This is a genomic window from Peribacillus sp. FSL H8-0477 (assembly GCF_038002765.1).
In the GTDB taxonomy this organism is placed as follows: Bacteria; Bacillota; Bacilli; order Bacillales; family DSM-1321; genus Peribacillus.
Map to the genome: position 1 here is coordinate 1,578,096 of NZ_JBBODE010000001.1, position 24,098 is coordinate 1,602,193.

The 24,098-nt window shown below is 38.5% G+C and carries 25 protein-coding genes and 1 pseudogene; 6 read left to right on the plus strand and 20 right to left on the minus strand.

Features of this window, described 5'->3' with window-relative positions; translation table 11 throughout:
- The first annotated feature begins 229 nt into the window (after positions 1-229).
- Positions 230-2,245 (plus strand): methyl-accepting chemotaxis protein, encoded by a 2,016-nt coding sequence (locus MHI18_RS07960; protein ID WP_340846855.1) that lies wholly within the window; start codon positions 230-232, stop codon positions 2,243-2,245.
- 36 nt (positions 2,246-2,281) lie between these two features.
- Here MHI18_RS07960 and MHI18_RS07965 read toward each other — a convergent pair whose 3' ends face one another.
- The 3 genes from MHI18_RS07965 to MHI18_RS07975 all read right to left on the minus strand — a co-directional run bounded on the left by MHI18_RS07965 (position 2,282) and on the right by MHI18_RS07975 (position 4,517).
- On the minus strand, positions 2,282-2,782 hold the full coding sequence (locus MHI18_RS07965) for a hypothetical protein (RefSeq protein WP_340846856.1): 501 nt from the start codon (positions 2,780-2,782) through the stop codon (positions 2,282-2,284).
- 70 nt (positions 2,783-2,852) lie between these two features.
- Positions 2,853-3,362: a DUF84 family protein gene (locus tag MHI18_RS07970; RefSeq protein WP_340846857.1), complete on the minus strand. Its 510-nt coding sequence runs from the start codon at positions 3,360-3,362 to the stop codon at positions 2,853-2,855.
- An 81-nt stretch (positions 3,363-3,443) separates the two neighbouring features.
- The gene (locus MHI18_RS07975) at positions 3,444-4,517 is read right to left on the minus strand and encodes a M42 family metallopeptidase (RefSeq protein ID WP_340846858.1); all 1,074 of its coding nucleotides are present in this window, start codon (positions 4,515-4,517) and stop codon (positions 3,444-3,446) included.
- Between the two features lie 211 nt (positions 4,518-4,728).
- Here MHI18_RS07975 and MHI18_RS07980 point away from each other — a divergent pair, with 211 nt between their 5' ends.
- On the plus strand, positions 4,729-5,040 hold the full coding sequence (locus MHI18_RS07980) for a peptidase M4 (protein WP_040372439.1): 312 nt from the start codon (positions 4,729-4,731) through the stop codon (positions 5,038-5,040).
- Between the two features lie 115 nt (positions 5,041-5,155).
- On the opposite strand, the gene MHI18_RS07985 is transcribed toward MHI18_RS07980, so the two are convergent.
- Positions 5,156-6,001: a YtnP family quorum-quenching lactonase gene (locus MHI18_RS07985; protein WP_340846859.1), complete on the minus strand. Its 846-nt coding sequence runs from the start codon at positions 5,999-6,001 to the stop codon at positions 5,156-5,158.
- 103 nt (positions 6,002-6,104) lie between these two features.
- Positions 6,105-6,743: a tRNA (guanosine(46)-N7)-methyltransferase TrmB gene (gene trmB, locus MHI18_RS07990; protein WP_340846860.1), complete on the minus strand. Its 639-nt coding sequence runs from the start codon at positions 6,741-6,743 to the stop codon at positions 6,105-6,107.
- A 169-nt stretch (positions 6,744-6,912) separates the two neighbouring features.
- On the opposite strand from trmB, the gene MHI18_RS07995 reads away from it, so the two are divergent.
- Positions 6,913-7,191, plus strand: coding sequence for a YtzH-like family protein (locus MHI18_RS07995; protein WP_340846861.1), 279 nt, complete (start codon positions 6,913-6,915; stop codon positions 7,189-7,191).
- Here MHI18_RS07995 and MHI18_RS08000 read toward each other — a convergent pair whose 3' ends face one another.
- The 15 genes from MHI18_RS08000 to MHI18_RS08070 all read right to left on the minus strand — a co-directional run bounded on the left by MHI18_RS08000 (position 7,192) and on the right by MHI18_RS08070 (position 21,947).
- Positions 7,192-7,971: a phosphotransferase family protein gene (locus MHI18_RS08000; protein WP_340846862.1), complete on the minus strand. Its 780-nt coding sequence runs from the start codon at positions 7,969-7,971 to the stop codon at positions 7,192-7,194.
- Positions 7,972-8,279: 308 nt separating this feature from the next.
- Positions 8,280-9,245, minus strand: coding sequence for a diacylglycerol/lipid kinase family protein (locus MHI18_RS08005; protein WP_340846863.1), 966 nt, complete (start codon positions 9,243-9,245; stop codon positions 8,280-8,282).
- On the minus strand, positions 9,229-10,215 hold the full coding sequence (locus tag MHI18_RS08010; RefSeq protein WP_340846864.1) for an NERD domain-containing protein: 987 nt from the start codon (positions 10,213-10,215) through the stop codon (positions 9,229-9,231). The genes MHI18_RS08005 and MHI18_RS08010 overlap by 17 nt, the downstream gene beginning before the upstream one ends.
- Positions 10,216-10,236: 21 nt before the next feature.
- Positions 10,237-10,806 (minus strand): RNA 2',3'-cyclic phosphodiesterase, encoded by a 570-nt coding sequence (gene thpR, locus MHI18_RS08015; protein ID WP_340846865.1) that lies wholly within the window; start codon positions 10,804-10,806, stop codon positions 10,237-10,239.
- Between the two features lie 115 nt (positions 10,807-10,921).
- A complete protein-coding gene (gene dat, locus MHI18_RS08020; RefSeq protein ID WP_340846866.1) occupies positions 10,922-11,773 on the minus strand; it encodes a D-amino-acid transaminase in 852 nt (283 codons plus the stop codon).
- A 21-nt stretch (positions 11,774-11,794) separates the two neighbouring features.
- Positions 11,795-13,198, minus strand: a complete 1,404-nt coding sequence (pepV, locus tag MHI18_RS08025; RefSeq protein WP_340846867.1) for a dipeptidase PepV — start codon at positions 13,196-13,198, stop codon at positions 11,795-11,797.
- Positions 13,199-13,273: 75 nt separating this feature from the next.
- Complete coding sequence (locus MHI18_RS08030; RefSeq protein WP_340846868.1) at positions 13,274-13,759, minus strand: DedA family protein; 486 nt, start codon at positions 13,757-13,759, stop codon at positions 13,274-13,276.
- 280 nt (positions 13,760-14,039) lie between these two features.
- Complete coding sequence (gene lepB / locus MHI18_RS08035; RefSeq protein WP_340846869.1) at positions 14,040-14,588, minus strand: signal peptidase I; 549 nt, start codon at positions 14,586-14,588, stop codon at positions 14,040-14,042.
- A gap of 85 nt (positions 14,589-14,673) precedes the next feature.
- A complete protein-coding gene (locus MHI18_RS08040) occupies positions 14,674-15,060 on the minus strand; it encodes a DnaJ family domain-containing protein (RefSeq protein ID WP_340846870.1) in 387 nt (128 codons plus the stop codon).
- Positions 15,061-15,211: 151 nt separating this feature from the next.
- Positions 15,212-15,757 (minus strand): GNAT family N-acetyltransferase, encoded by a 546-nt coding sequence (locus MHI18_RS08045; protein ID WP_340846871.1) that lies wholly within the window; start codon positions 15,755-15,757, stop codon positions 15,212-15,214.
- Positions 15,758-16,143: 386 nt separating this feature from the next.
- Complete coding sequence (locus MHI18_RS08050) at positions 16,144-16,848, minus strand: DsbA family oxidoreductase (RefSeq protein ID WP_445669986.1); 705 nt, start codon at positions 16,846-16,848, stop codon at positions 16,144-16,146.
- An 80-nt stretch (positions 16,849-16,928) separates the two neighbouring features.
- Positions 16,929-17,879, minus strand: a complete 951-nt coding sequence (gene coaA, locus MHI18_RS08055; protein WP_340846873.1) for a type I pantothenate kinase — start codon at positions 17,877-17,879, stop codon at positions 16,929-16,931.
- A gap of 388 nt (positions 17,880-18,267) precedes the next feature.
- Positions 18,268-19,488: an MFS transporter gene (locus MHI18_RS08060; RefSeq protein ID WP_340846874.1), complete on the minus strand. Its 1,221-nt coding sequence runs from the start codon at positions 19,486-19,488 to the stop codon at positions 18,268-18,270.
- A complete protein-coding gene (locus MHI18_RS08065; protein WP_340846875.1) occupies positions 19,478-20,530 on the minus strand; it encodes an ArsR/SmtB family transcription factor in 1,053 nt (350 codons plus the stop codon). The genes MHI18_RS08060 and MHI18_RS08065 overlap by 11 nt, the downstream gene beginning before the upstream one ends.
- Positions 20,531-20,669: 139 nt before the next feature.
- The gene (locus tag MHI18_RS08070) at positions 20,670-21,947 is read right to left on the minus strand and encodes a M48 family metallopeptidase (RefSeq protein WP_340846876.1); all 1,278 of its coding nucleotides are present in this window, start codon (positions 21,945-21,947) and stop codon (positions 20,670-20,672) included.
- 442 nt (positions 21,948-22,389) lie between these two features.
- Between MHI18_RS08070 and MHI18_RS08075 the strand changes: the two genes are divergently transcribed.
- From MHI18_RS08075 to MHI18_RS08085, 3 genes and pseudogenes are all read left to right on the plus strand, one after another.
- On the plus strand, positions 22,390-22,611 hold the full coding sequence (locus MHI18_RS08075; RefSeq protein ID WP_040372415.1) for a DeoR family transcriptional regulator: 222 nt from the start codon (positions 22,390-22,392) through the stop codon (positions 22,609-22,611).
- A gap of 89 nt (positions 22,612-22,700) precedes the next feature.
- Positions 22,701-23,264 carry a helix-turn-helix domain-containing protein gene (locus MHI18_RS08080; RefSeq protein ID WP_340845507.1) on the plus strand — a complete coding sequence of 188 codons (564 nt, stop codon included), beginning with the start codon at positions 22,701-22,703 and terminating at the stop codon, positions 23,262-23,264.
- Positions 23,258-24,091: pseudogene (locus MHI18_RS08085) on the plus strand (IS3 family transposase); the annotation flags it as partial. The gene MHI18_RS08080 and the pseudogene MHI18_RS08085, both read left to right, overlap by 7 nt.
- Positions 24,092-24,098: the final 7 nt, after the last annotated feature.

Sequence of the window (24,098 nt, forward strand, 5' to 3'; positions counted from 1 at the left end):
ACAAACGTTAGGACAACCAATAATACGCAACCTGTCGCGTGAAAAAGAAAAGTAAAAACATGACCATTAGTCTATATAAATTAGGTGTACTGGTCAAAATTGACAAAAAACTATTGTTATACTGGTAAATTATATTTATAATATAGTAATTATTTAGTATTTTAACAATTTTCAACCATATCTGTATTTTGGTCCTTCCGTACGTAACCCATTAGAAAGAGAGGACGAAATGAAAACAATACGAGCAAAGATTAGTATTATTCTTTATATGACCTTAGCAGGGGTCATAGCATTAATTGCTTTTAATCTATATTCATCCACTATGCAAAAGAATGTACGCAATGAAGAGGTAATTTTAAATACTGCTGTCTCTCAGATAAAAGACGTTAAATACGACATGGCCACAACTCGTAAATTTGAGCGTCAATATTTAAGAAATCCACAAAAAACCGGTGCAAAGTTGGTAGAAAATAATATTAGCGATGTACAAAAACAAACAGCTGAATTAAAGAAAGAATACAGTGACTATCCTGAAATAGCTGCTAACTTTGAAAAAATTGAAAAGAGTGTAATCGATTATACAACGAATTTCAAGAAGCTTGCTGCTTTGTATGTTGAAATGGGTTACTCCCTTAATGAAGGTCTAAATAATGAAATAAACCAATCAGGCAGTAACGTGTCACAATTATTAAATCAAGCAGGTAATCAATCTCTGATTGACGAATTCTTCATACTGAGGCTCCTAGAGAATCAGTATCTACTTACGAAAGAACAAGAACCGTATAGTGACTACAGCAATCGTTTATCTACTTTCCTTACACTTTTGGAAGATTCGTCTCTAACCGGATCACAAAAAGAAAAAATAGTTAAAGAAATGGATACCTATCAAAAAGTCCTAAGTTCAATTGTTTCAGCGTACTTAAAGACAACCAGTATGAATCTCTCTTTCGATAAGCTTGGTAAATCTGTCGAGGCAGCCGCTGTCGATCTAGAAAAAATGGCCAGCCAAGAACAGGAAGTCTTAAATCAAACACAGCAAAAGAAAATTCAACAACTAACCTATTCATTAATTGGGATTAGTCTATTGATTATTATTATTTTATTTTTAGTAGGAACGTTTCTCTTAAAAACGATTAATTCATCGATTACCGCCTTAAAATCAGGTGCTGAAAAAATCGGCAGCGGTGACTTGACGCACCGTGTTTCTATGAAGCACAAAGATGAGATGGTCGCTGTAGCTGACACCTTTAATATCATGGCTGATCGAGTAAAAGAATCATTACTTGAGGTCCGTAATTCGGCTGAAAAGTTAAGCTCATCCTCTCAACATCTTGCAGCCATTTCTGAAGAAACATCTGCTCAATCTATCCAAGTTAATATAGCTGTCAAACAAGTGGCAGTGGGGGCTAGTCAACAGACATCTGAACTTGAAGAAAGCAACGGTATTATGAAGAATGTATCTAATTCTATCCTCGGTACGGAAATACTTAGCAAAGAAATACAAGCTGAAGCACAACAAACCGTAATTGAGGGGCAAGAAGGATTAAAAACCGTAGAAAGTCTTCATAATACATCAGAACAATTTCTCGAATTAGCGACGCATTTGACCCGACAAGTTCAAAGCGCATCTGAAAAGTCACATGCAATTGCAAGTATTGTTGGAACGATTCAAGAAATTGCTGAGAATACAGATTTACTCGCGTTAAATGCAGCGATTGAATCAGCTAGAGCGGGTGACGCAGGTCGAGGGTTTAGTGTCGTTGCAAAGGAAGTTCGAAAGCTGGCTGAGCGGTCAAAATTTGAAGCACAGACCATACAAAATCTAGTCCAATCTATGAATGATCAAATGGAAAAATTAATGATTGAAGCAAAGAAATTCAATGAATATAAAAATGTACAGAGTACTTCCGTAATCGTGACAAAAAATGCTTTTGAAAACATTGTTAATCATGTCAACCGAATCAGTTCCAAAATTTCAAATGTGCAGCTTTCTGTCAAAGAAGTTCAAGATTACAATAATGTCCTTGCGCATAAGCTTGGTGAAATCTATTCCATTTCTGAACAATCCGCAGGTTCATCACAAGAAGTAAGTGCATCAAGTGAGAGTCAGCTCCTTGCCATTAACCAGGTCAGCGAAGCTGCATCTGAGTTAAGTTATATTGCAGGGGACCTACAAAATGTTGTTTCTCAATTCGAGCTTGAAAAGACAGAGATAACGTTTGAACAACCAGCTGTATCTAAATAAAACAACCTGAAGTTCCAATTTGGAATTTCAGGTTGTTTACTTTTGTGCAATAGAGTCCACAATCGCCATCATTTGGGCAGCCTCATCAGACAGATTTTTTTCACTCGTTTCTGTCGTTAATTTAACTCCCCCAATTCCAACTGATACCTCGTATTTTTTCTCATCTAAATCTCTAATCGCTATAAAGCCGAAGCTTTCTCGATCTTCAAAGTTTGCAAGGTCAATATCCTTATTGTTCAACTGCTTTACGGTCTCATATAACGTTCGACTCTTTCGATTTTCATGGGGATTCACAAATAAGATATATGGATTCCCGCTTTTTTCTAATATAAAATTATTTTCACTCTCTTCCGCTACAATAAAGTCTTCTGGCAAATACAATTTTATAGTTTCTGTTTGATAGTCAGGCTTTAATGAAGCATCAAAAAAGACAGTTTCAGCCGCTTCTTTTGCTTTATTTGAATGATCTTCATAAGAACAGCCAGTTGTTACGCAGGCGGCAACACATAAGATACGTATTGATTTCGGAATAATCATACATCATCCCACATTCTTAATAATTTACTGGCATATCCAGTATTTTAAAAATGCCCTAATCTTCACCTTCTTATACGTTTCGTTCCTTATATTCATACTGCCCAGCAAGCATCCGAACAATATGCAAGAACATCTCTGCCCGCGTGACCCGGTTATTCGTAAATATCCCTATTGCCCCTTCTTTTATTCGAATATTATGACTTTGGGTAAAATCATCCATTACAGGTCCCAACTCTTCTCCAGCTCGCAGTCGCTTTGCGATACTTTCAGGAAGCAGGACTCGTGCCCCGCCAGCAATGAACACTTCATTCTTCCTTGTCACTAATGCACCCCAGTTACAGACAAACATGCCATGCTTTGTATCCACGACGCCTCCTTCAAGGCCGATGGAAAGTTCAGCATCACTTTCATTCAAACAATTTTTAGCTCGGTTAACAGCACCCTCTATTGTCTCTTCATCTGAGAAAGGCTGTTCAGATACCCCAGAATCAACGTTCAGGGTCACTAATTCATCTTTGTTAAAAATAGTCCGTACAGCTTCTACCTTTGCAGGGTTAGAACTTCCCACTGCTATTTTCATTTTCGTTCACTCCATTCAAAAAACCAGCACTGATCTAAGCAAACAGGACTCGCCTGTTTACCTAATCATTGCCGGTTTGTATCATCCGTTATTTCTAATACTTTCTACTGTTGAACGATCACAAGCCCTAACTAATTTTCCTATTAACTCACGAGCGGCGGCATAATCATCAATGTGAATAATGGAGGCATGCGTATGAATGTACCTCGAACAAATTCCAATTACCCCACTTGGGATTCCATCATTAGCAATATGAACCTTTCCGGCATCTGTCCCGCCTTGAGAAACAAAATACTGATAAGGAATGTCATTTGTTTCAGCTGTATCAAGGATGAACTCTCTCATCCCCTTATGTGTTACCATTGAGCGGTCAAGAATGCGAAGCAAAGCACCGTTACCAAGCTGGCCAAATTCATTCTTATTCCCTGAAGCATCATTTGCTGGACTTGCATCTAACGCAAAGAATAAATCGGGCTTAATCATAAATGCAGCTGTTTGTGCGCCTCTTAAGCCCACTTCTTCTTGCACTGTAGCACCTGAGAAAAGTGTATTAGGGAGTTTCTCATTTTTTAGGTCTTTGAGTAATTCGATTGCTAATCCGCACCCATAGCGATTATCCCAAGCTTTAGCCATAATTTTTTTTGGATTAGCCATTGGAGTAAATGGACAGATAGGAACGATGGCTTGCCCCGGTCTAATTCCAATTTTTTTTGCATCTTCGGCGCTGTCTGCACCAATATCAATTAACATATTTTTTTGATCCATTGGCTTAGAACGCTGTGATTCTTCAAGTAAATGTGGTGGTACGGAGCCAATAACCCCAATAACAGGGCCTTTATCAGTGATAATCTCAACCCTTTGGGCTAATAAGACCTGACTCCACCAGCCGCCAATCGTTTGGAAACGGAGCATTCCATTATCCGTAATGGATGTTACCATAAACCCTACTTCGTCCATATGCCCGGCTACCATAATTTTAGGGCCATCTTCGTCCCCTTTTTTCACGCCAAACAAGCTGCCTAATCCATCCTGAATCAATTCATCAGAATACTTTTCAAGCTCAGTTCGCATGAATTTACGGACATCGTGTTCATTTCCCGCAATACCCGGCAGCTCTGTTAATGTCTTAAACAGCGATAAAGTCTCTTGATCCATTTTATAACCCCTAATCTTTACTTTTTTATGTACATACCTATTTTAGTTAGATTCTTATATTTTGAATGATGTTATTATACCATTTGCTTGTTAAATATTGTTATGTTTTTGGTTTGTTCAAACATGTACCGTCCAATTATTGGGCTTTGTCCGTTTTTTTTGTATACTAGAACAAGAGACCAAAAAGATATCAAGCAGGAGGGGAACATTTATGAATTATAAAAATTTATTATTAGGTGCTGCCGCTGGATTTGCAGCAGGATATGCAGCTAAGCAAGCTCTTGAACAAAACTGTGGGCCATCACCAGAAAAAGTATTAGCCTCAGTAAAAGAATCTGTTAAAAAAGATGGTAAAATATATGGTTCATGGATTGTTATGAAGCCAGAAAATTATCAAAAAAATGATTTAGACTATCAAGTCTTTAAAGGCGGAATTACTCGTTATACCGACGGACTCCTTGAACAGTTTGATTTTGCTGCTGATGCCTCAACAGGCACTATCATTGATTTAACACAAAAATAATCAATATAATGGGGGGCAGACTACTCGTAGTCTGCCCCTTATAGTTTATAATTAAGTAATTCAGCGCAAAACTGGTACCCCTGTCCGGAGAAGATTGTCGCTGCCTTTAAATCAATCAGCGGATTCTTTTCACTTCATCAATCACTTGTTTACCTGTCTGATCCCATTTTATTGCCCGGTAATAGGCATCGTGATAAAAACTGTACCAGACTCGTTTCTCTAATCCCGTCTTCATCCACTTTTGTTTTTGGTAGACGGAATCCATTGGATAATCATCATAAGCAAGAACCCAAAGTACATTTGAATGAGCATGAGTCGGCATGATATCGCCCATATGGAGTAAGGTTTCATCACCATCTTCGATAATAACAATGGAATGCCCGTTGCTATGTCCTCCTGTATGAACCATTCTAATCCCTTTCGTAATTTCAATTTCCTTTTCGTAAGGTTTTATTTGACTAGATACAGCTTCCCAATTTTCTCTCCAGTACGTATTTTTTGAACGGATATTCGGGTCCCTCATTTCATCCCATTCAATCTGCGAAGTAATAATCACTGCCTGTTTAAAAACCGACACCCATTGATTATCCTTCAGCTCCGTTAATCCGCATGCATGGTCGAAATGAAGATGTGTCATCAACACGATATGTATATCATCCGCCGTTAGTCCTAATGCCTTTAAATCTGTTAATACAGATGATTCTTCCAAAACCCCAAAGTTCCGTTTCTTCTTCTCATCAAACTTCCCATTTCCCAATCCCGACTCAAGTAAAATATTTAAGCCATTTGTTTGGATTAACAAAGGATCGGTTCTTAATTCAATCTGATTATGTTCATTTGGTGCATACTTTTTTGCCCATAATGGCTTTGGCACAACACCAAACATTGCACCGCCGTCTAAAAAGGTTACTCCACCGTTTAGCCAGGTTAACTTAATATTACCCAATTGTAAGGTTTCCATATTCCCCCTCCTTTTCTTAAATTGTATCATTACTGACCAACTATTTAAAATTTTTAGAATACTGTCCCATAAAAAAAAGCCTGGGTAATTGCCCAGGCGTTTCTTAACGATATTGTGCTTCTAATCGATAAATTCGATTGCCTTTTTTAGAAAACTTTTCTTCATACTCGGTCATGATATTTCCCTCAAATGAACTGTTATGCAAATCTAAGCTGATAAAGTTCAACTTCATTCCATAATCGGAAATACTCAATAAAGAGGATTCAAACAAGCCTTGGTTATCCGTTTTAAAATGAACTTCACCTTTTTCCGGTAGGATGGATTCATAGATACCCAAGAATGAAATATGCGTGAGGCGTCTTTTGGCATGACGAGTTTTTGGCCAAGGATCTGAGAAGTTTAAATACACCCGGTCCACTTCACCTTTTTCAAAATAATCAGCAAGGTTTACTGCATCCACACTTAAAAGCTTTAGGTTTGGCACGGCCGCTTCAATTAGTAAATCAAGTGCCGATACAATGACGCTTTTATATACTTCAATTCCAATAAAGTTAATAGTCGGATGAGCTTTGGCCATTTCCGTAATAAAGCGGCCTTTTCCTGTTCCTACTTCAATATAAAGCGGATGATCGTTTCCAAACAATTCCCGCCATTTTCCCTTATGACTTTCCGGCTGAGCTATTGCATAGTTTGGGAACTCTCCCAAACGTTCGTCAGCCCAGGGCTTATTTCTTAAACGCATACTGACACCCCTAATTATAAGATTTCGTTCAAACCATACCATGAGAGCATGGCATCCTGCAACACCAAAAGAAACCGCTGCTGCACGCCGCGGGTTTAGTTTAGGTATAAAACCATTCGAAACACACATCCTATTTAAAGAAGAAACAATACCCCAAGGAGGATAAAAGATGCCCTTATCTCAACAAGATCAATTCTCTTTATTAAAGGATATTTTAACTAATCAACAAACTGATTGTTGTGGATCCGTTGCGGAATGCGAGCAAGTCGAACGACTGGTTAAATCACTCATGATCAATATGGATATTGATCAAAGCGCACTAACAATACTAGAAGAGATTTACCGTTATGGCCAAACAGGAGCCGGAACTGCTGATTTAGACAGCCATATTTCCGAACACCAAGGTCAGCTATCTGAATGGGTAGACGAAATTGACCAGTATTCCTAATTACGATTCAAGCACGTAGCCTAGTCGTTCTAAAAGAGCCGCCATTTCTTCTAAACGATTCTTTGATTTATGCCATTGAATAAAGGATAGTAATTGGGAAATGGCGTGCCACTTCATTCTCATTTCTAAGCCGGCATCCAAGCTTAGACCGTAGCGTTCCAACCAATCACTCCAATTTTCCCTTGGAACATAGGTATACAAAAGACTGCCTAGATCAATAGCCGGATCCGCAATCATTGCCCCGTCCCAGTCAATCAAATAAAGCTTTCCAGCATCAGTCAGCAGCCAATTATTATGATTAATATCACAATGACATACAGCCGTTTCATTGGATTCAATTAACAAAAGGTTTTCTCGCAAAAAGGAGAACGCCTGAGAAACCTTTGGAATATTTAATATGTCCTGTTCTATGTTCGTTTCAATTTCTGTAAGTATACCTTCAGGCCTTAGAGGGGATTTCCCAAGTCTTTTCAACATGCTTAACAGCGGTTGAGACTGATGGATTTTCCGCAGAAGTTTTGCAACTGGTTCTTTATCCATTTCAGCTTGCTTAAGCTCTCTGCCATTCAACCAGTGCTGAGCCGTAATGACATCCCCATTCTCCAGGCGTCTTGTCCACATTAACTTAGGAACAATTCCCTCCGCAGACAGAACAGCCAAAAATGGCGAAGAGTTACGTTTCAGGAAAAGTTTCTGTTGGTCATTTACAGCAATGAAGGCTTCTCCTGTTGCCCCTCCAGCGGGATAAACATCCCACCCCTCACCTAATATATCTTCCAAATGGTTCACCTTCAATTTCCTCACTTAATACGATCAAGCACTTTTGAATCAGCACAGAATATAAACAGTCGTACTCCAAACAATCTATTATAATGAACTTGATAAATTTCCTTAAGAATAAAAAAGACAGCTATTGAGCATTTAACAATAGCTATCTTATTAAATTTTAGTTAAAAGCCTTTCTTACGTCAAGTAGTATCCGACAATCTTCTACGAAATACTACCTAATATAGGCAAAAATGATAACAAAACCCTTTTATTTGGTAACGGAAGCGTTTTATTGGTTATAATATTCTTTTAATCGTTATCTATCTTTTTTGACATACGTGTAAATCACGCTCTGCCACTTGAATAGTTACACTTGTGCTACCAACGAATTCTCCATCAGCCTGTATTTTCACTGAATCAATGGAGTGAATCCGTATTGTCTTCCCAGTGAACATATCCACGTGTTTAATCCGAAGATGTCCTCCCCAATAAACGGAGATAAATACGAGGAGCAATTTAAGAGGGGAAATCGTATGTACAGCCAGCACCTCAAACTTGCCATCATTGGTCTTTGACGCTGGCGAGATGTTCATGCCGCCGCCAAAAAATGATTGATTCGCCACCACAATAAACCATACATTTTTAAAATAGAAGTCCTTTCCATCGATACTGATTTCCATATCGCTTCTCTTATAGGTAATCACTTTTTTAATAAATGTATAGATATATGCAAGTTTCCCTGCCTTGAAAATATTAAACCATTTTTTAATCTTTGATTGATTCATGGCATAGATGACTTCGGCATCAATGCCTATCCCAATACTATTTACAAAATGTCTCTGTTCACCGTCAATCATAAACTCACCTATATCCACAGCTGCTTGGGAAGATTCAGCTTGGGCTATAAGGTCTAGTGCTTCTTTAACATTTTTCGTCTTTTGAATACCTCTTACAAAGTCATTTCCTGATCCTGCCGGGATACTAGTAATAACTGCATGAGGGAATCCTTGCGCACCATTAATGACCTCATGAAGGGTTCCATCGCCTCCTACAGAAACGAGCAGCGTCCGATATGTTGTTTTCTGTAGAATATCTCTAACGATAGACTCTGCATGTCCCTTCTGTTCGGTATAAAAAACGGTGTGCGGTATGTTTAGACTGCTTTCTATTTTCCCCCAGAGCTTTTGGCTGCGTTCATTCTTGGCAGCTGGATTTACAATAAAATAAATCCGATTGATCGCCAGTCTTTCTCCTTCTTGATTCAAACTATTATGTTCTGTAATCATCTTCTGCTTCTCCATCTATTTCAGTTTCCCATTCTACTCGGCTGCTAGAAGTTGTTTGGCAATAATCAAGCAGTGCCTGTGCGGTCTTTAGTTGCTGATGCTTTAAAGGGGATCCTGCATTTCTCATTTTTTTAAACCAAGCTGGAAAGCTTCGTTTATCAACTATTTCTATATCATAAGGTGATTGTGGATAATCTATATACCCATTTCGAGATAATATGACTTTATGTATGGGAAGCGGCGATTCATAGATTGAACCTATCCTTTTAACAATTTTACCCATTCTGTTTACAGAAAGCATCGGATTTAACACTTTTTTATCGGAATGTAAATGATGCTTACGGAGCCAAAACCGATCACTTGAGCCCATAAAGGCCGCATCATCACCATCTTCTAAGAAAGCGATACACCAGACTTCTGTAGGAGTGACAATAATCACCTCTCCTTCGACAGGGGCATTTTTTAATAAAAAAATGGGTTTATACAGAATCAAGCATGTATCAGGAAAACGCTGTAAAAAGAAGCGCAGCTTTTCATCGAGAAAAAAGGTCTGGTTAATATACGATTTTTCTTGAATCGTTGAACTTCCCCATTTTAATTGAAAACGAATAAGTTGATTTAAATAGGTCTGTTTAAGTTCCTCTAAACTATTTGGCGTAGAAGAGAAACGTAATGAAAATTCTTTTCTTTCCATAACAGGAAGTGCTTCTAGTTCAGTCACCTCAGATTTCGCCTGACGGCTGAACATTTTTTTCAGCTTAGTACCAAACCTATTCTTCCCTTCCTGCCAAACTTCTGCTTGTATGTCTTCGGGCTGATTGCCATAAAGGGTCTCAAGTTCCCCAGCTAAAAAAGCTGTCTTTAACTTCTCCCATTGCTGTTGCTTTAAACGTACAAACTGCAGGGGATAACGATAAATGTCCTGTTCATATCTTGAAATGTAATCCTGCAGTTTAATGAGCTGTCCCATTCAACTCATCCCCCCTAAATTTTATGTATTAGGTCGTAAATAAATGGTCTCTATTGATTCGTAAGAAGGAGAGACACCTAAATGTGTTTGATATAAACTAACCTTAGTTGCAGTAAAATCTGCTGTCTGTTTACTATCGGCTGTATGTTGCAAACTCTCAAGAGAAAACTGTTCGCCTGTATATTTTCTTGCTAGTGTTATATGTGGTGTAAAGGGTTTTTTATCCAGTTTAAATCCAGCTGTTATACATGCATCATAGACTTTTTGCTGAATCGTCCTCAGCTTTTCAGATTCTTCTATACCTGCCCAAAGAATTCGTGGACTTTTCTTGTCTCCAAATATCCCTGCGCCATCCAGTGTGAGTTCAAAGCTGGTTTCATTCTTCAAGCTGCTTTCGACAAGACGGACTGCCTCCTGTCTTTGAGTGTCTGAAGCATTCCCAAGAAAAGCAAGTGTAATATGATAATCATCGCGATGAAGCCACTTTTTAAAAGGAAAATCCTTTTGTAATTTCTGAGATTGTAAATGAAGTTCTTCCTTCATTTGTTCAGGCAAGGTAAGAGCAAAGAAGAAATGCGCAGCTGAATTCATAAATAAACAAATCCTTTCTTTACCATTTCCTTTAATAGTATCACAAAGTACTTAATTTCAAAAAAAACGAAACAGCTCTTGCCTTAACTAGGCAAGAGCATTTCATTATAGTAGATTATATTCGACCACACTGCGTTTCAATTTCTTGGTGAAACAACTGCTGAAGTCTTTTGGTTATTGGTCCTGGTTCCCCGGCTCCGATTGCTTTTCCATCAATTAATGTAATGGGAGTAATTTCAGCACTCGTACTTGTCATAATAACCTCGTCAGCATTCATCATTTCAGCAATAGTGAAAGATTCTTCACGATAGGTTATTCCATTCGTTTGACAGAGCTGCAGCATTACCCTTCGCGTAATACCATTTAATATCAGGTTAGCAGGAGGATGGGTAAATAGTACATTGTCCTTCACAATCGAGATATTAGAAGAACTTCCCTCTGTAATCGTATCTCCTCGATGTTGAATGGCTTCAAAACAACCCTTTTCCACTGCCTGTTGTTTTGCTAAGATATTGCCAAGTAAGTTTAAGCTCTTAATATCACACCGCAGCCAGCGGATATCCTCCGTTGTAATCGCTTGTTTACCCGATTTCACTTCACCGCCGTATGGAATTTCTTTCGTGTAGGCAACAAAAACCGATTGTATTTTATCCACTGGAAAAGCATGATTTCTAGGTGCTGCTCCTCGGGTGAACTGCATATAAACCGTACCAAAAGTCAACTGATTTTCAGTGACTAGCTGCTGTATCAGGATTTCAAGTTCTGCTGCTGTGTATCCTACGTCTAAGGAAATCTTTTTAGCACTGTCAATTAATCGATTAAGGTGCATCTGACTTGTAAACAATTCCCCATTATATACACGGATTACTTCATACACCCCATCACCGAACTGATATCCTCGGTCTTCTACGTCCACTTTACCAGCTGAACGATTGATGAATTCTCCATTAAAAATCAGTTTTTCCAACATCTTTTCCTCCCCGCCCGATTATTTAGCTAATTCGTAAATGGCATGGGCATAAATAGCCGCAGCTCTAAGCATATCGTCTATATCTATATATTCATCCTTTTGGTGGGCGATGTCTTCACTTCCTGGGAATAATGGTCCAAAAGCAACCCCTTCTTTCAATGACCTTGCGTACGTTCCGCCCCCGATAGAAAGAAGTTCAGCTTGGTCACCTGTTTCTTCTTCATATACTCGTTTAAGGGTTTGAATTAAGAAACTGTCGCTATCGACATAATGTGGTGTTGAATGGGAATTCGTCACAACCGTAAAGTCAGGTAATTCTAGTTCTAGCTTTAATTTGTTCGCTTCCCAATCATAGGTGACAGGGTAACGCATACTGAAACCTATCATACCTTCTCCATGACTTGAATAACTGAATTTGCCCGCATTCAATGTTAATTCTCCAGTGATTTCATCGGAAAATGCTAGGTTCAATCGGTTTCCGCGAGTATCTCCAAAAAGCTGATTTTGAATAAATGTAAAATAGGTCTTTGCATGGGCAGGCAATTGCAGTTCTGAAAGAAAAGCAGCCAAATATAAGCCTGCATTCACCCCATTATTTGGTTCCATTGCATGGGCGGATACTCCCTCAAGTTCAAGTAAGGCTTCATCTCGTTCAATAGCAGCATTACCCTTTAAAGAGTGTTTTTTGAGGTAATCAGTAAATTGACTCGTTAACGTTGATGGGTCGGTAAGTTTCACTCTAGCACTAGCATAATCAGGAACCATATTTGTTCTTCTTCCGGACGAGAAGTCTATAATCTCTAGTTCGCCTTTTTCACTTTCACTGCTTGGTTCTTGTACAAGAGAAAAGTCCCAAATCCCCTTTTCTGCATTAATAATCGGGAAGTCGGCATCAGGAGCAAAACCGATTGTCGGCATTTCCTCTGTTTCAAAATAACGATCTACACAACGCCAATCTGATTCTTCGTCCGTTCCAATAATCATTCGTACTCGTTTATTTAACGGCAGACCAAGCTCCCGAATCGTTTTCATTGCATAATAAGCCGCCATCGTTGGACCTTTATCATCAACTGCACCACGAGCAAAGATTTTACCATCTCTGATTTCTGCACCAAACGGATCTGATGCCCAGCCGTCACCTTCAGGTACAACATCGACATGGCAAAGAATACCGATTAATTCTTCCCCTTCACCCATTTCGATATGACCAGCCACATGATCAACAGATTTAACAGTAAAGTTATCCTTCTTTCCTAACTCCAGCATATAATCCAGTGCTTTCTTTACACCTTCACCAAAGGGAGCCTGCTCTGTTGAATTCTCCTCATCCATTACACTCTTGATCTTCAGCAAGTTCTGAGTGTCTAACAATAAATCTAATTTCCTGCTCTCGATTTCATTTGTCCAATTAATTTGATCCATATTTTACAGCTCCTATTCATTTATGATGCTTCTATTCTAGCATTAAGTTCATAATATTCCACCTTGTTCGCCCTCTTAGGTAATGACTCCGATATAATAACCAATGAGATTAAACACGATACACCAGCTTAATGAACCAACTCCGGCATACAAGAAGTACTGCCTTTTTCTCATGCCGCTGATGCCTGAAAAATAGCAAGTCAAATGTCGGATGCCTGGAATGTAATAACCAATGACAATGGTCCACGGACCATAACGTTCAAACCATCTTTCGGCCATTGCTAATCTAGCCGGTGTCAATTTAATCCATTTCCCATGGTTCGTTAGCAGGGGCTTGCCCAATTTTCTACCAAGAAAAAAGCTCCCCATCATCCCTGTAATTGCCCCCAAAAAGCTAACAAGTACAGCTAATTTAAAATTCAACACAGAAGTAGATGTTAAGTATCCTACAAATGTCATTAAAATTTCATCAGGTACTGGCAGTCCAATCATTCCTAATGCAAGCATTCCATAGATAGCGAAATACCCATACTGAGCGATTAAATCTTTAGCGATATCCATTCCACAAGTCTCCATTTCATGTATATCCAGTGGCTTAATCTATAGAACGAACAACGAAGGGTGGAATTCAATAACTTTATGTAAATATTGATTAACTTTTTTTTCCACATAGACTAAAGATAATAGAAAAGTGGGAGCAAATCAATGATAAATTATCCTGTGGCATCGATGATGCTATTCATAAGTATGACCAAACAGTCTCTTTGTAGTCAATGGAAGATGGAGTGCCGAGAACGAAAAAGCAAGACACCGTGGTATAGTGTCTTGCTTTTTTCTACTCTTATTTAACAATTTTAAAATCATTAATCGGCCAATAGACAAAATTTGCTTTTCCTACAACTTCATCAATAGAAATTGTACCAATTTCTCGGCTGTCTAAGCTATTTTGACGATTATCACCCATAACGAATAATTCATTTTCGGGCACAGTCATACTGCCGGTTTTATCTTCAAGCTTAAAATCCCAAGTTAGCAGCTCGCCGCCCATTTCCTGCTTGTATTCATCTAAGTATGGTTCTTTATATTCTTTGCCATTTATATAGAGCGTATCATCCTTGTATTCAATATGATCGCCTGGCTTACCGATTACTCGTTTAATGTAATCCTTTTTCTCAGTTGCATGGAATACCACTACATCAAACCGTTCAATATCGTCAATGTTGGTTCCAAACTTATTAAGTACCAGTCTTTCATGGTCCTGTAGGGTGGGCATCATGGACTCACCGTCGACGATAATTGGTGCAAAGGTGAAAGTCCGAATGACAAAAGCCAGGATAACTGCAATGGCAATTGCCTTAATCCATGAAAATAGTTCTTTTCTTTTTTCCAAAACGAACCCTCTCTTTCCTTATTCAGAGATTATATCATAATTCCGCAGAACTACGGATATATAGAATTCACATTATTTAAGATATTTATCTCCAATGATCATATTGCTGCTCAAGTAATTCCTCAGTAAATAAGCCTCGTTGTAAGCGCGAAGGACAAATCGAATTATATTTCGCCACTTTTTCGTTTAGTTCATTTATGTAAGGTTCGAGGTCTCCTTCAAATTCATTTGAGGATTTTAAGGTAACTGTTTGTAACACAAGCTTACGAATGTCCTGTTGCAGCTTAATCCATGGCGGTAAATAGCCTGCTTGTTTTGCAGTATTTAAAAAATTATCATAAATAGAACCATGTAAAGTCGTTTTCGGAAGCGGTTTTCCGTACCCTGGATTATTTTTAAGTCCGCCGTCTTTCTCATACTCTTTATAAATGGAATCCATCCAATTTACATGCTCATTCTTACGATCAGCCAATACAACTGCCTCCTCACAAACAGTATCCAGTACTTTACAAGTATATAATACTTACCCATAATCTAACAATTCAAATTATAGAATCAAGGTCATATATTGCTTCTGGTGTTAGCAGGAGGAGGAGTTTAACAAATAATAACGTCTGCTTTTACTAAGCTTTTAAACGGAAATAGTCTTCTGCCAGAATGCCATAATAATGTAAATCGACTGATTCTCCACCCTTATAAACGTGCCCTCGGAGCGTTCCCTCTTTTTTCATTCCGATTTTTTCCATCACCATCCATGAGCCTGGATTATCGACAAAGGCTGCAGCAAAGATCCGATTCAGTCCTTTTTCTTCAAATCCAATCGTCAAAAGTTCCCGTGCTGCCTCACTTGCATAGCCATTTCCCCAATGTTCTTTTCCGACCCAATAGGCGAGCTCCCCACGTTTATGGTGCAAAGATAAATTTAGGTTTATTATTCCAACCAATTCATTCTCCATAGGATCCGCAATGGCATAGATTAACACTTCTCCCTTTTTCTCAGCTTCTCTCATACATTTTATAAATGTTACCGCTGCCCCTTCAGGATAAGGGTGGGGAATGGATAACGTAGTCTTTGATATGTCGTAATTCCCTGCAAGACTTTCTATATGTATAGCATCCTTGTCCTCCAAAGAACGCAGGATAATCTTATTCCCAACTTTCATATTCATCTCTCATCTCCTCTTTTAGTAAAATAGTATCATAAAACACCTATTATACTTCGTTAAATTTTCATTAAAAATTGGTTATAAACGTTTTTTTTGTAATATAATTTTTTTGCTTGAAATATTTTCGTTCGTTTAGACAAAAAAAACCTCAAAATATGAGGATTGTTAGGTAATAGCTTACCTATTCTCTCGTTATTTTTCTGCAATGACATCATTGAAATAATAAACCCTGCTGTAAAAGTAGTAAGTAAACTGTTTCCGAAAAACCTCCATGAGGGAGAAAATTGATTGGATCAATAGAACTGGAGACAGAAAGTATCCAGCCTTAGTATTTTTGATCCCATTACTAAAAAACGTAATTTTCATATAAGAAAATTACGTTTTTACTTCTATTCATTTGTGCAAGAATCATCCGTACAGCTGCCGCCTTCTGACTCATTTCCTGAAATCAGCTGCAACTCATCTTCTTCCCATGCCTTTTTCAGCGTGTTGATAAATAATTCAGTCGGCTGTGCACCTGAAACACCATATTTCCGGTCAATCACAAAAAATGGCACCCCAGTAATTCCGAGTTTGCTTCCTTCTTGCTCATCTGCTCTTACTTCTGAGGTATAGCGATCGCTTTCGAGCATTACTTTAGTCTCTATAGGGTCGAGACCTGCTTCAGCTGCGAGTGCCGTTAGTACTTCTTGTCTGCCAATATGCAAGGTATTTGTAAAGTACGCTTTAAATAGGAGTTCGTTCATCTCTTTTTCTTTACCATAGTCTGCTGCAAAATGCAGTAAACGATGGGCATCAAATGAATTGGTTAGGATCATTTTATCAAAGCGATACTCTAGCCCCTCTGCTTTTGCCTGCTGCAGAATACTGTCAGTTTGAGCCTTAGCTTGTTCTAGGCTCATACCGTATTTACCCGCAAGCATTTCATACATATTTACCTTGTTATCACGTTTTGCGTTCGGATCTAACTCAAAGCTCCGAAAGACAACCTCCACGTCCGATTTGTGATCGAACTGTTCTAATGCCTTCTCAAAACGGCGTTTTCCGATATAGCAAAACGGACATTGATAATCGGACCAAATTTCAACCTTCAGTTGAAACACCTCCAGAGTATTAGATAGTCACTTACTATATCTCTTTGTTCAAAAAATAGAAAGTAATTTAACTAACGATTCTATATCTTCCTTAGCTTAATTGAAGTAACATTATGGCTTGCATCTTTAACCAAAATGATATCTCCTCGGTTCTTGGTTGGTTCGATATTTTCTTTTAAATTAACTTTATTAATACTATTCCATATACCTGCAGCTGTTTCTTCCGCTTCAGCATCGGAAAGATATGCATAGCGTTTAAAATAAGAATTGGGATTATTAAAAGCAGTCAATCTTAACTTTTTAAAACGATCGATATACCACTCAATCAAATCATTTTCATCCGCATCCACATAAATCGATAAATCAAAGAAGTCAGAAACAAAGACGCTCGGGAGCGTTTGGTCATCCGAGGACGGTGTCTGTAAAACATTTACCCCTTCAACAATCACGATATCAGGTTGATCAATAATCTGATAGTCTTCTGGAATGATATCATAATACAAATGCGAATAGACTGGAGCTTTAATCCTCGGTGTCCCGGACTTCAACAAGGCTAAAAACTTAATTAATTCCTTAATGTTATAGCTTTCTGGAAACCCCTTTCTATGCATAATCCCTCTTCTTTCAAGCTCTGCATTGGGATAAAGAAATCCATCTGTTGTGACAATTTCCACCTTCGGATGATTCGGCCATCGTGAAAGCAAGGCCTTGATTATCCGTGCTGATGTACTCTTCCCTACAGCCACACTTCCCGTCATTCCTAAAATGTAGGGAACCTTTCGCGTGCTTTTTCCAAAAAACGTATCTGTTACCGAGTGCAGCTGTTGCGAAGCTGTCGTGTACAAATTAATTAGTCTTGTTAATGGAATATATATATTAGAGACTTCATCAATCGATACCTGTTCATTGACACCCTGTAGCTCTTCTATCTCTGATTTAGTTAAGGTCATTGGTGTGTTAAAGCGCAGTCTAGCCCATTCTTCTTTTGAAAATGTGCTATAAGGCGAATAAGTCTCAGTCTCGATTTTCATGTCAGGCTCCTTAGTGTCCGATTATGATGACGTTTACATCAACCATCATTTCCTATTTTAGTAAAAATAATTAGTTCTGGAAAGTAAAAAGAAACATCTGTGTCAATTTATTTTTCAAATGCCTAAATCGAACTTTCAAGAATATAACTCGATAAAGATTTTTAAGGCGTAATAATATGACCAGGGTACAACCCTTAGTTCAGAAAAGGTCTCGGTTCCTCCAATAATTATGACAACAGGAATGCTCATTATTGTTTTGTATCGGGATTATATAATAATCCATTTCGATAATGCTTTCCAACAGTTGGACTTGCAATGCCCGTTCCGAACCTTAAGTAACTTTCTCAAATGGCATTCGTATACCTGATTCATCTCCAATGAAATGGAATTAGTAAGTCGTAACGTTTTTTTCCTCCCTTGTTAAAGAGGGTTGCGTAAAGACTTTTAGAAAAATAATTCCTGCACCTGAAACAAGACAAATCAGAATACCAACGGAGAGAAAAAGCGCGGGTAGACCATATGCCGACGCACAAAATGTACCATATATGATTCCGAGCGGTGCCGCCGCTTTGGTGAGCAGAAAGCGGACGGATAACACCTGCCCCATGATCTCTTCAGGTACAAGCCGATGATAGAGAGTGGAACTGTATACATTCCAAAAAGGCATGGCCATTCCTGCAGCTAACTCAATCAAACACGCAGCCCAAAACATGGTTGTACTCCCTAAAGCGATGTAGGTAAGACCACCAAAGCATAGTGTTGTGAGCATAATCGGATACAAAGCTTTCGGCTCCCTCACTCTGCCTACGATAACAGTTCCTGCTATGTACCCTAATGGAAAGGACGCCGCAAAAAAGCCGTATGCTGCTGAAGTGCCGCCAAGAATTTCCGTTACATAAGGAATATACATCGCTTGTGTAGCAAACACTCCGAAACTTGTAATAGAGACAAATACGCCCAATATCAGGAGTATTTTTTGATTCTTATAAATAGCTAATCCCATTTCAAACTGCTTCCCCCAGGTTTGATTACGTTGAACCTTAGGCGGTTTCTCTTGGGTCCTAACTAAGGCTGCTAATGAGAAGACAAACAAGACAATAATGATTTCAAGTGTAATCTTCGTGCCATACATCCCAACCAGTAACCCAGATATAGGCAAACTTACGAATCGGGCAAATTGAACAAGTCCTGAGATTTTCGCATTGATTTTCACTAGAATACGGCGATGAACCCACTTTGGAATCAAGGCATTGGCTGCAGCATCATAAACAGCTAATGAACTGAGAAATGAAGCGATATATAATACAGCAACCGAACTCTGACCAGTCGTCTGGAATAAGAGAATGGCCCCATAGGAAAGAATCCGTACAAGCTCGGTCAGCTTCATCACTGACGTCCGCTTATACTTATCAATAAGTGGGCCAATTATAAACTGAATGAGCATCTGGGCACTAATGCTGACAAGCCATAAACTACCCATAGCCACTTTCGAACCGGTAAGTTCAAAAACCATCCATCCAATTACAAACGTTCCAGAAACACTAGCAAATGTTGAAAACATCTGGCTCGCAACGACTAACTGAAGATTAAACCGTTCTCTATTTTTCACGAGTCACCTCCACACTCAGATACTCTAGTAAACTTGCTTCATATCCGACAAGCGCTGATTTATTCAAGGAATACATAGCACCAGTGACATGTACCATTTGTGCAGATCTTAATATCGCTAAATGATGGTGAATCGTTGTTTTGCCAATATCAAGAATGTCGGTCAACTCTTTTAATGACCGATTCGAATCGGATAACAGGTTAAGAATACGAAGTCTTTTTTCATCTGCCAGCGCTTTATAAGCTTGAACTAAATATGCGGGAGGCTGAGTCGAATCTTGCATCCCGTGTAAACTAGCATCACTGACTGGGTAATAGAATACTTTCGTTCGCTCTAAATTCGCTTCAATTGTCCAAGGTCGATAAATGATATGAGGAATTAATAGAACACGTTCAACATTTACTTCCGGTTTATAGACTGACCCTGTTGACCATTGAACAACCTTTTCGGGTGATGATTGTGCAAGCCGGTGCTGTTTCTCCAAAACATCCCGCTGTAAAATTTGTTCGACATCTTCCTGCTTCATTACTTCATGAGTCCAGCCTTCCATTAGTTGTTTAATATGTAAAATGAGTTTACTGGTTTCTGTTTCTGCGATAAAGGTAATCATTTGAGGAAAAAATACATGATCCATACAAGCTGCAGCCATCTCCCTTATGGCCTGCTGATCTCCCTCAGAGGCACGCATTCGATTAGCCTGTTGGGATTCATCCAGATAAGGAAGAACCAAATAGGTAAACTGTTGGGGATTCACTTCATCCAGATAATCTAAAAAATCTTGAAGAGAGAAAAAATCTTGCTGGTGCAGAAGCTGCAAAATCATTTTCCATGTATTATGCTGCTGACAATAAGCGAGCTCAGCTTGTAGTTCCCTGGAAACAGATTTTCGTACCTGCTCTAATTCAGCTTTCGTTTTTTCCAACTGTTCGTGAAGCTTTGGATAGGTAATCATGGCAATCCCCAGCGCACATTCAAATAAGGGGGAGGATTTGAATTCTACCTCAAAGCTTCTTCGTTTAAATGACGTATCAAGAACGTTCATTTTTTCCCTCCTCGACCTTTTTACCATTAATATACAGTACTTATTTTAAATATTCAATATAATTAGAATATAGAATTCTATAAATATTGAACAATTTCTTCATAAAAAAACCGCCGAGTAAATGGCGGTATTCACGATTTTAATTTTCCAGTAAATCCTGTATTTCTTGATTATCATTGTAGGCAGCATAATCAGCTGCTGTTTCACTATTATCATCTTTTATCGTCGGGTCAGCACCTTTTTCAAGCAAAAATTTAACCATGTCGATATCATCATTATAGACTGCATACATTAGGGCAGTTGATCCATAATCATCTTGAGCGTCTATATCAATATTCTTCTCTATTAAGTAGGATGCCGTATCATAGCTGCTCATATCCACAGCATAATGAAGGGCGGTTGAACCCATATCATCCGTAATCAACATGTCTTCACCATTATCAATTAAGTCTTGTAGCAATGCTACATCATTATCTTCAGCAGCTGCAAAAAAGGTATTTTCAGTTTCTACATATTCCTCATTAACAAGCTCCCCTATTGATTCAATTACATCTGTTTTATAAATGGCATATACAATACCTGCTGGAATCATAATTCCAATCACGAGCATTCCAAAAACACCCATCACAACTCTTGACCTTTTTTCTTTCCGTAAGTGATGATGCTCAGGATCAACCCAATAATCCAGGGCATTTAATCGTTTCGGTAAGTCTGGATGTGAAGATAGTTTTTCACTTAACCATGCGAAGAAACCTGATTCTTCGTTGATTTGATCAATAAAAGCTTCTTGATTTACTTTCGGGGCAAGTTTCTTTCCAATAGCAAGCATGGTTAGTGCCTGCTTCGATGCTTCAAAATGATTAACATAAAAAGCAGCATAACGATCACATGTATATTCGCAGCCTCGTAAATAGGCTTCTCCAAGGAACGGAATAAACATGGCAGGAAGAAGCAGAAAGTGCACCAATACATGACGGCGTTTAAGATGAGCAAACTCATGGGCTAGTACAAATAATAGTTGGTCTTCTTTTCCCTCTTCACTCAGATCAAAGATTTCAGAGTAAACTACCACCATATTTTTTCCAAAGAATCGGGTAGCAAACGCATTGAGAAAACCAGATGACTCCAAAACATAGATGGATGGCATTTTCACCAATTCCATATCAGAAGCTAATCCTTGTGCTTTTTGATAAAGATCAGGAAATTGTTTTTCACTGATACGAATGCCATTGCGGCGGATGGATGCCATAGAAAGAGCATGAAAAAAATAAGAAAAAAGGATGATCGCAGCTATAATAGCTATCCCAATAAAAGAAAAAAGCAAGAAAATATAAGCGGTGATACTGACAATAATCGTTAAAGCAAAGTATAGCGTTTCTTTCGAATGAACGAGCCTGTTACGCAATGTTGAATCCAACTTTTTTCCTCCTAATATACATATTAATAGGTATTTCTGGTTACGTTATGTCTATAGGAGCAATAAAAGCTGACTTATCAACTAATATTTTCCCTAAAAAAGACAACAAATTTCATTATATAGTAATGAACCTATTTTTTTACATGAGTCCTTAGAACCATTTCTTTTCGCTGCCTCTCTGACTGTAATAGGTATAAAAAATATATAATTTGCGTATTATAATAGTAAAAAATTTAATATTTTGTTAATTCAATGTTTTTCTCTAGAATTGTGCTGTAAAAAGAGGTAAAATGAAGGCAAATGAACTTGTTATTTCATGGATGTTTATGAGGAGCTTTAAGGGTGGTATAGCAATTACATAGTGGCACTGTCATACTGCCCAGTATATCCGTTTGTGTTTTCATTTGTTTCGGACAATGAAAAAGACCAAGGGAGTGATTTTTTGAAACCTTCAACAAATCGCATGTTAACCCGTATTAAATCCGTTTATATGTTCATCAGTAATAACGGTACGGTTTCTACGCAAGAGCTTGTAGAAGAATTTGGTATCACTCCTCGAACCATACAGCGCGATTTAAATGTGTTGGCTTATAATGATTTAGTTAAAAGCCCAAGCCGTGGTGTCTGGACCACAACAAGTAAGCGAGTTAAAATATCTTCTTAATTGCATGAAATAACGAAAAAAGAGGCGGACCGCAGTTGAAGTGCACCCCAAAAGTTAGAGTCATAATCTAACTTTTGGGGTGTTTTAGTATGGCTAAATATAGCGATGAGTTTAAGTTGATGATTGTGAGAGAGTATCTTAATGGTCCACTTGGCTTCAAACTACTTGTTCGTAAATACGAGATAAAATCACCTACGCAATTAAGAAATTGGGTAAATATATACAAGAACCAAGGCGCAGTTGGACTTTCTAGAAAGAAAACCAATGAATTTTACTCTGTTCAATTCAAGCTTGATGTACTAAGCTTTATGAAAAGGACAGGCGCTTCTTACACTGAAACGGCTCTTCACTTCGGGTTAACCAATCCACCTTTGATTGCTTCGTGGAAAGGAAAACTCCTTGAGAGTGGTGTGGAAGGCCTACTTAAACCGAAAGGACGGCCAGCCATGTCAGACAAAGCGAAGAACAATCAAAGAAGAAAACAGCCTGTAAAAGAGATGACCGTTGAACAGAAACTCAAAAGGGAAAATGAACTTCTGCGTTTGGAGAACGAGTACCTAAAAAAGTTGCGCGCTTTTCAGATGGATCCGGACGGTTATCTCGAAAAGCACAAGCAGCGCTATCATACGAACTCAAAGAAGAATTCCGACTGAAGGATGTACTTCAGTTCATAGGTATTCCCGAATCTTCTTATCATTACCATGTGAAAAAAATGAAGCAAGAAAACCCTCATCAAGAAGTAGAAGAAATCATTCAAGCTATTTTTGAAGAGCATAATGGCAACTATGGGTATCGCAGGATTCGTTTAGCGTTAAAGAACCAGGGACTCCTAGTGAATCATAAGAAAGTACTACGCATCATGAGAAAGCTTGGATTGAAAGGGGATAAGTTCACCCGTAAATCACGTCGATTTAGTTCGTACAAAGGAACAATTGGCACGGTAGCGAAGAACAGAATCCATCGCCGGTTTAAGACCCCTATTCCCTATCAAAAACTCACCACCGACATCACAGAATTCAAGTGTGCGGATGGAGGTAAACTCTACCTCAGTCCGATTTTGGATATGTATAATGGTGAAATTCTTTCATATGGGATGAGTATGCATCCGACACTGGACTTTGTACTAGAGCCTTTGAAGGAAACTCTTCGAGTAGTAAAAGAGGCAAGATACCGAACGACCATCCATTCAGATCAAGGCTGGCATTATCAGCATAGAAAATGGGTCCATACATTGAAAAAACATAACGTGTTCCAAAGCATGTCCCGAAAGGGAAACTGCTTAGATAACTCGCCTATGGAGAACTTCTTCGGATTATTAAAGCAAGAAATGTATTATGGTGAACCACTTCGCACGTACGAGGAACTGAAACGGACTATCGAGTCCTACATTTATTATTATAATAACCAACGCATTAAACAGAAATTGGCTGGAATGAGTCCGGTACAATACCGTCTTCAAACCAACCAATTGGCTGCGTAATATAAAA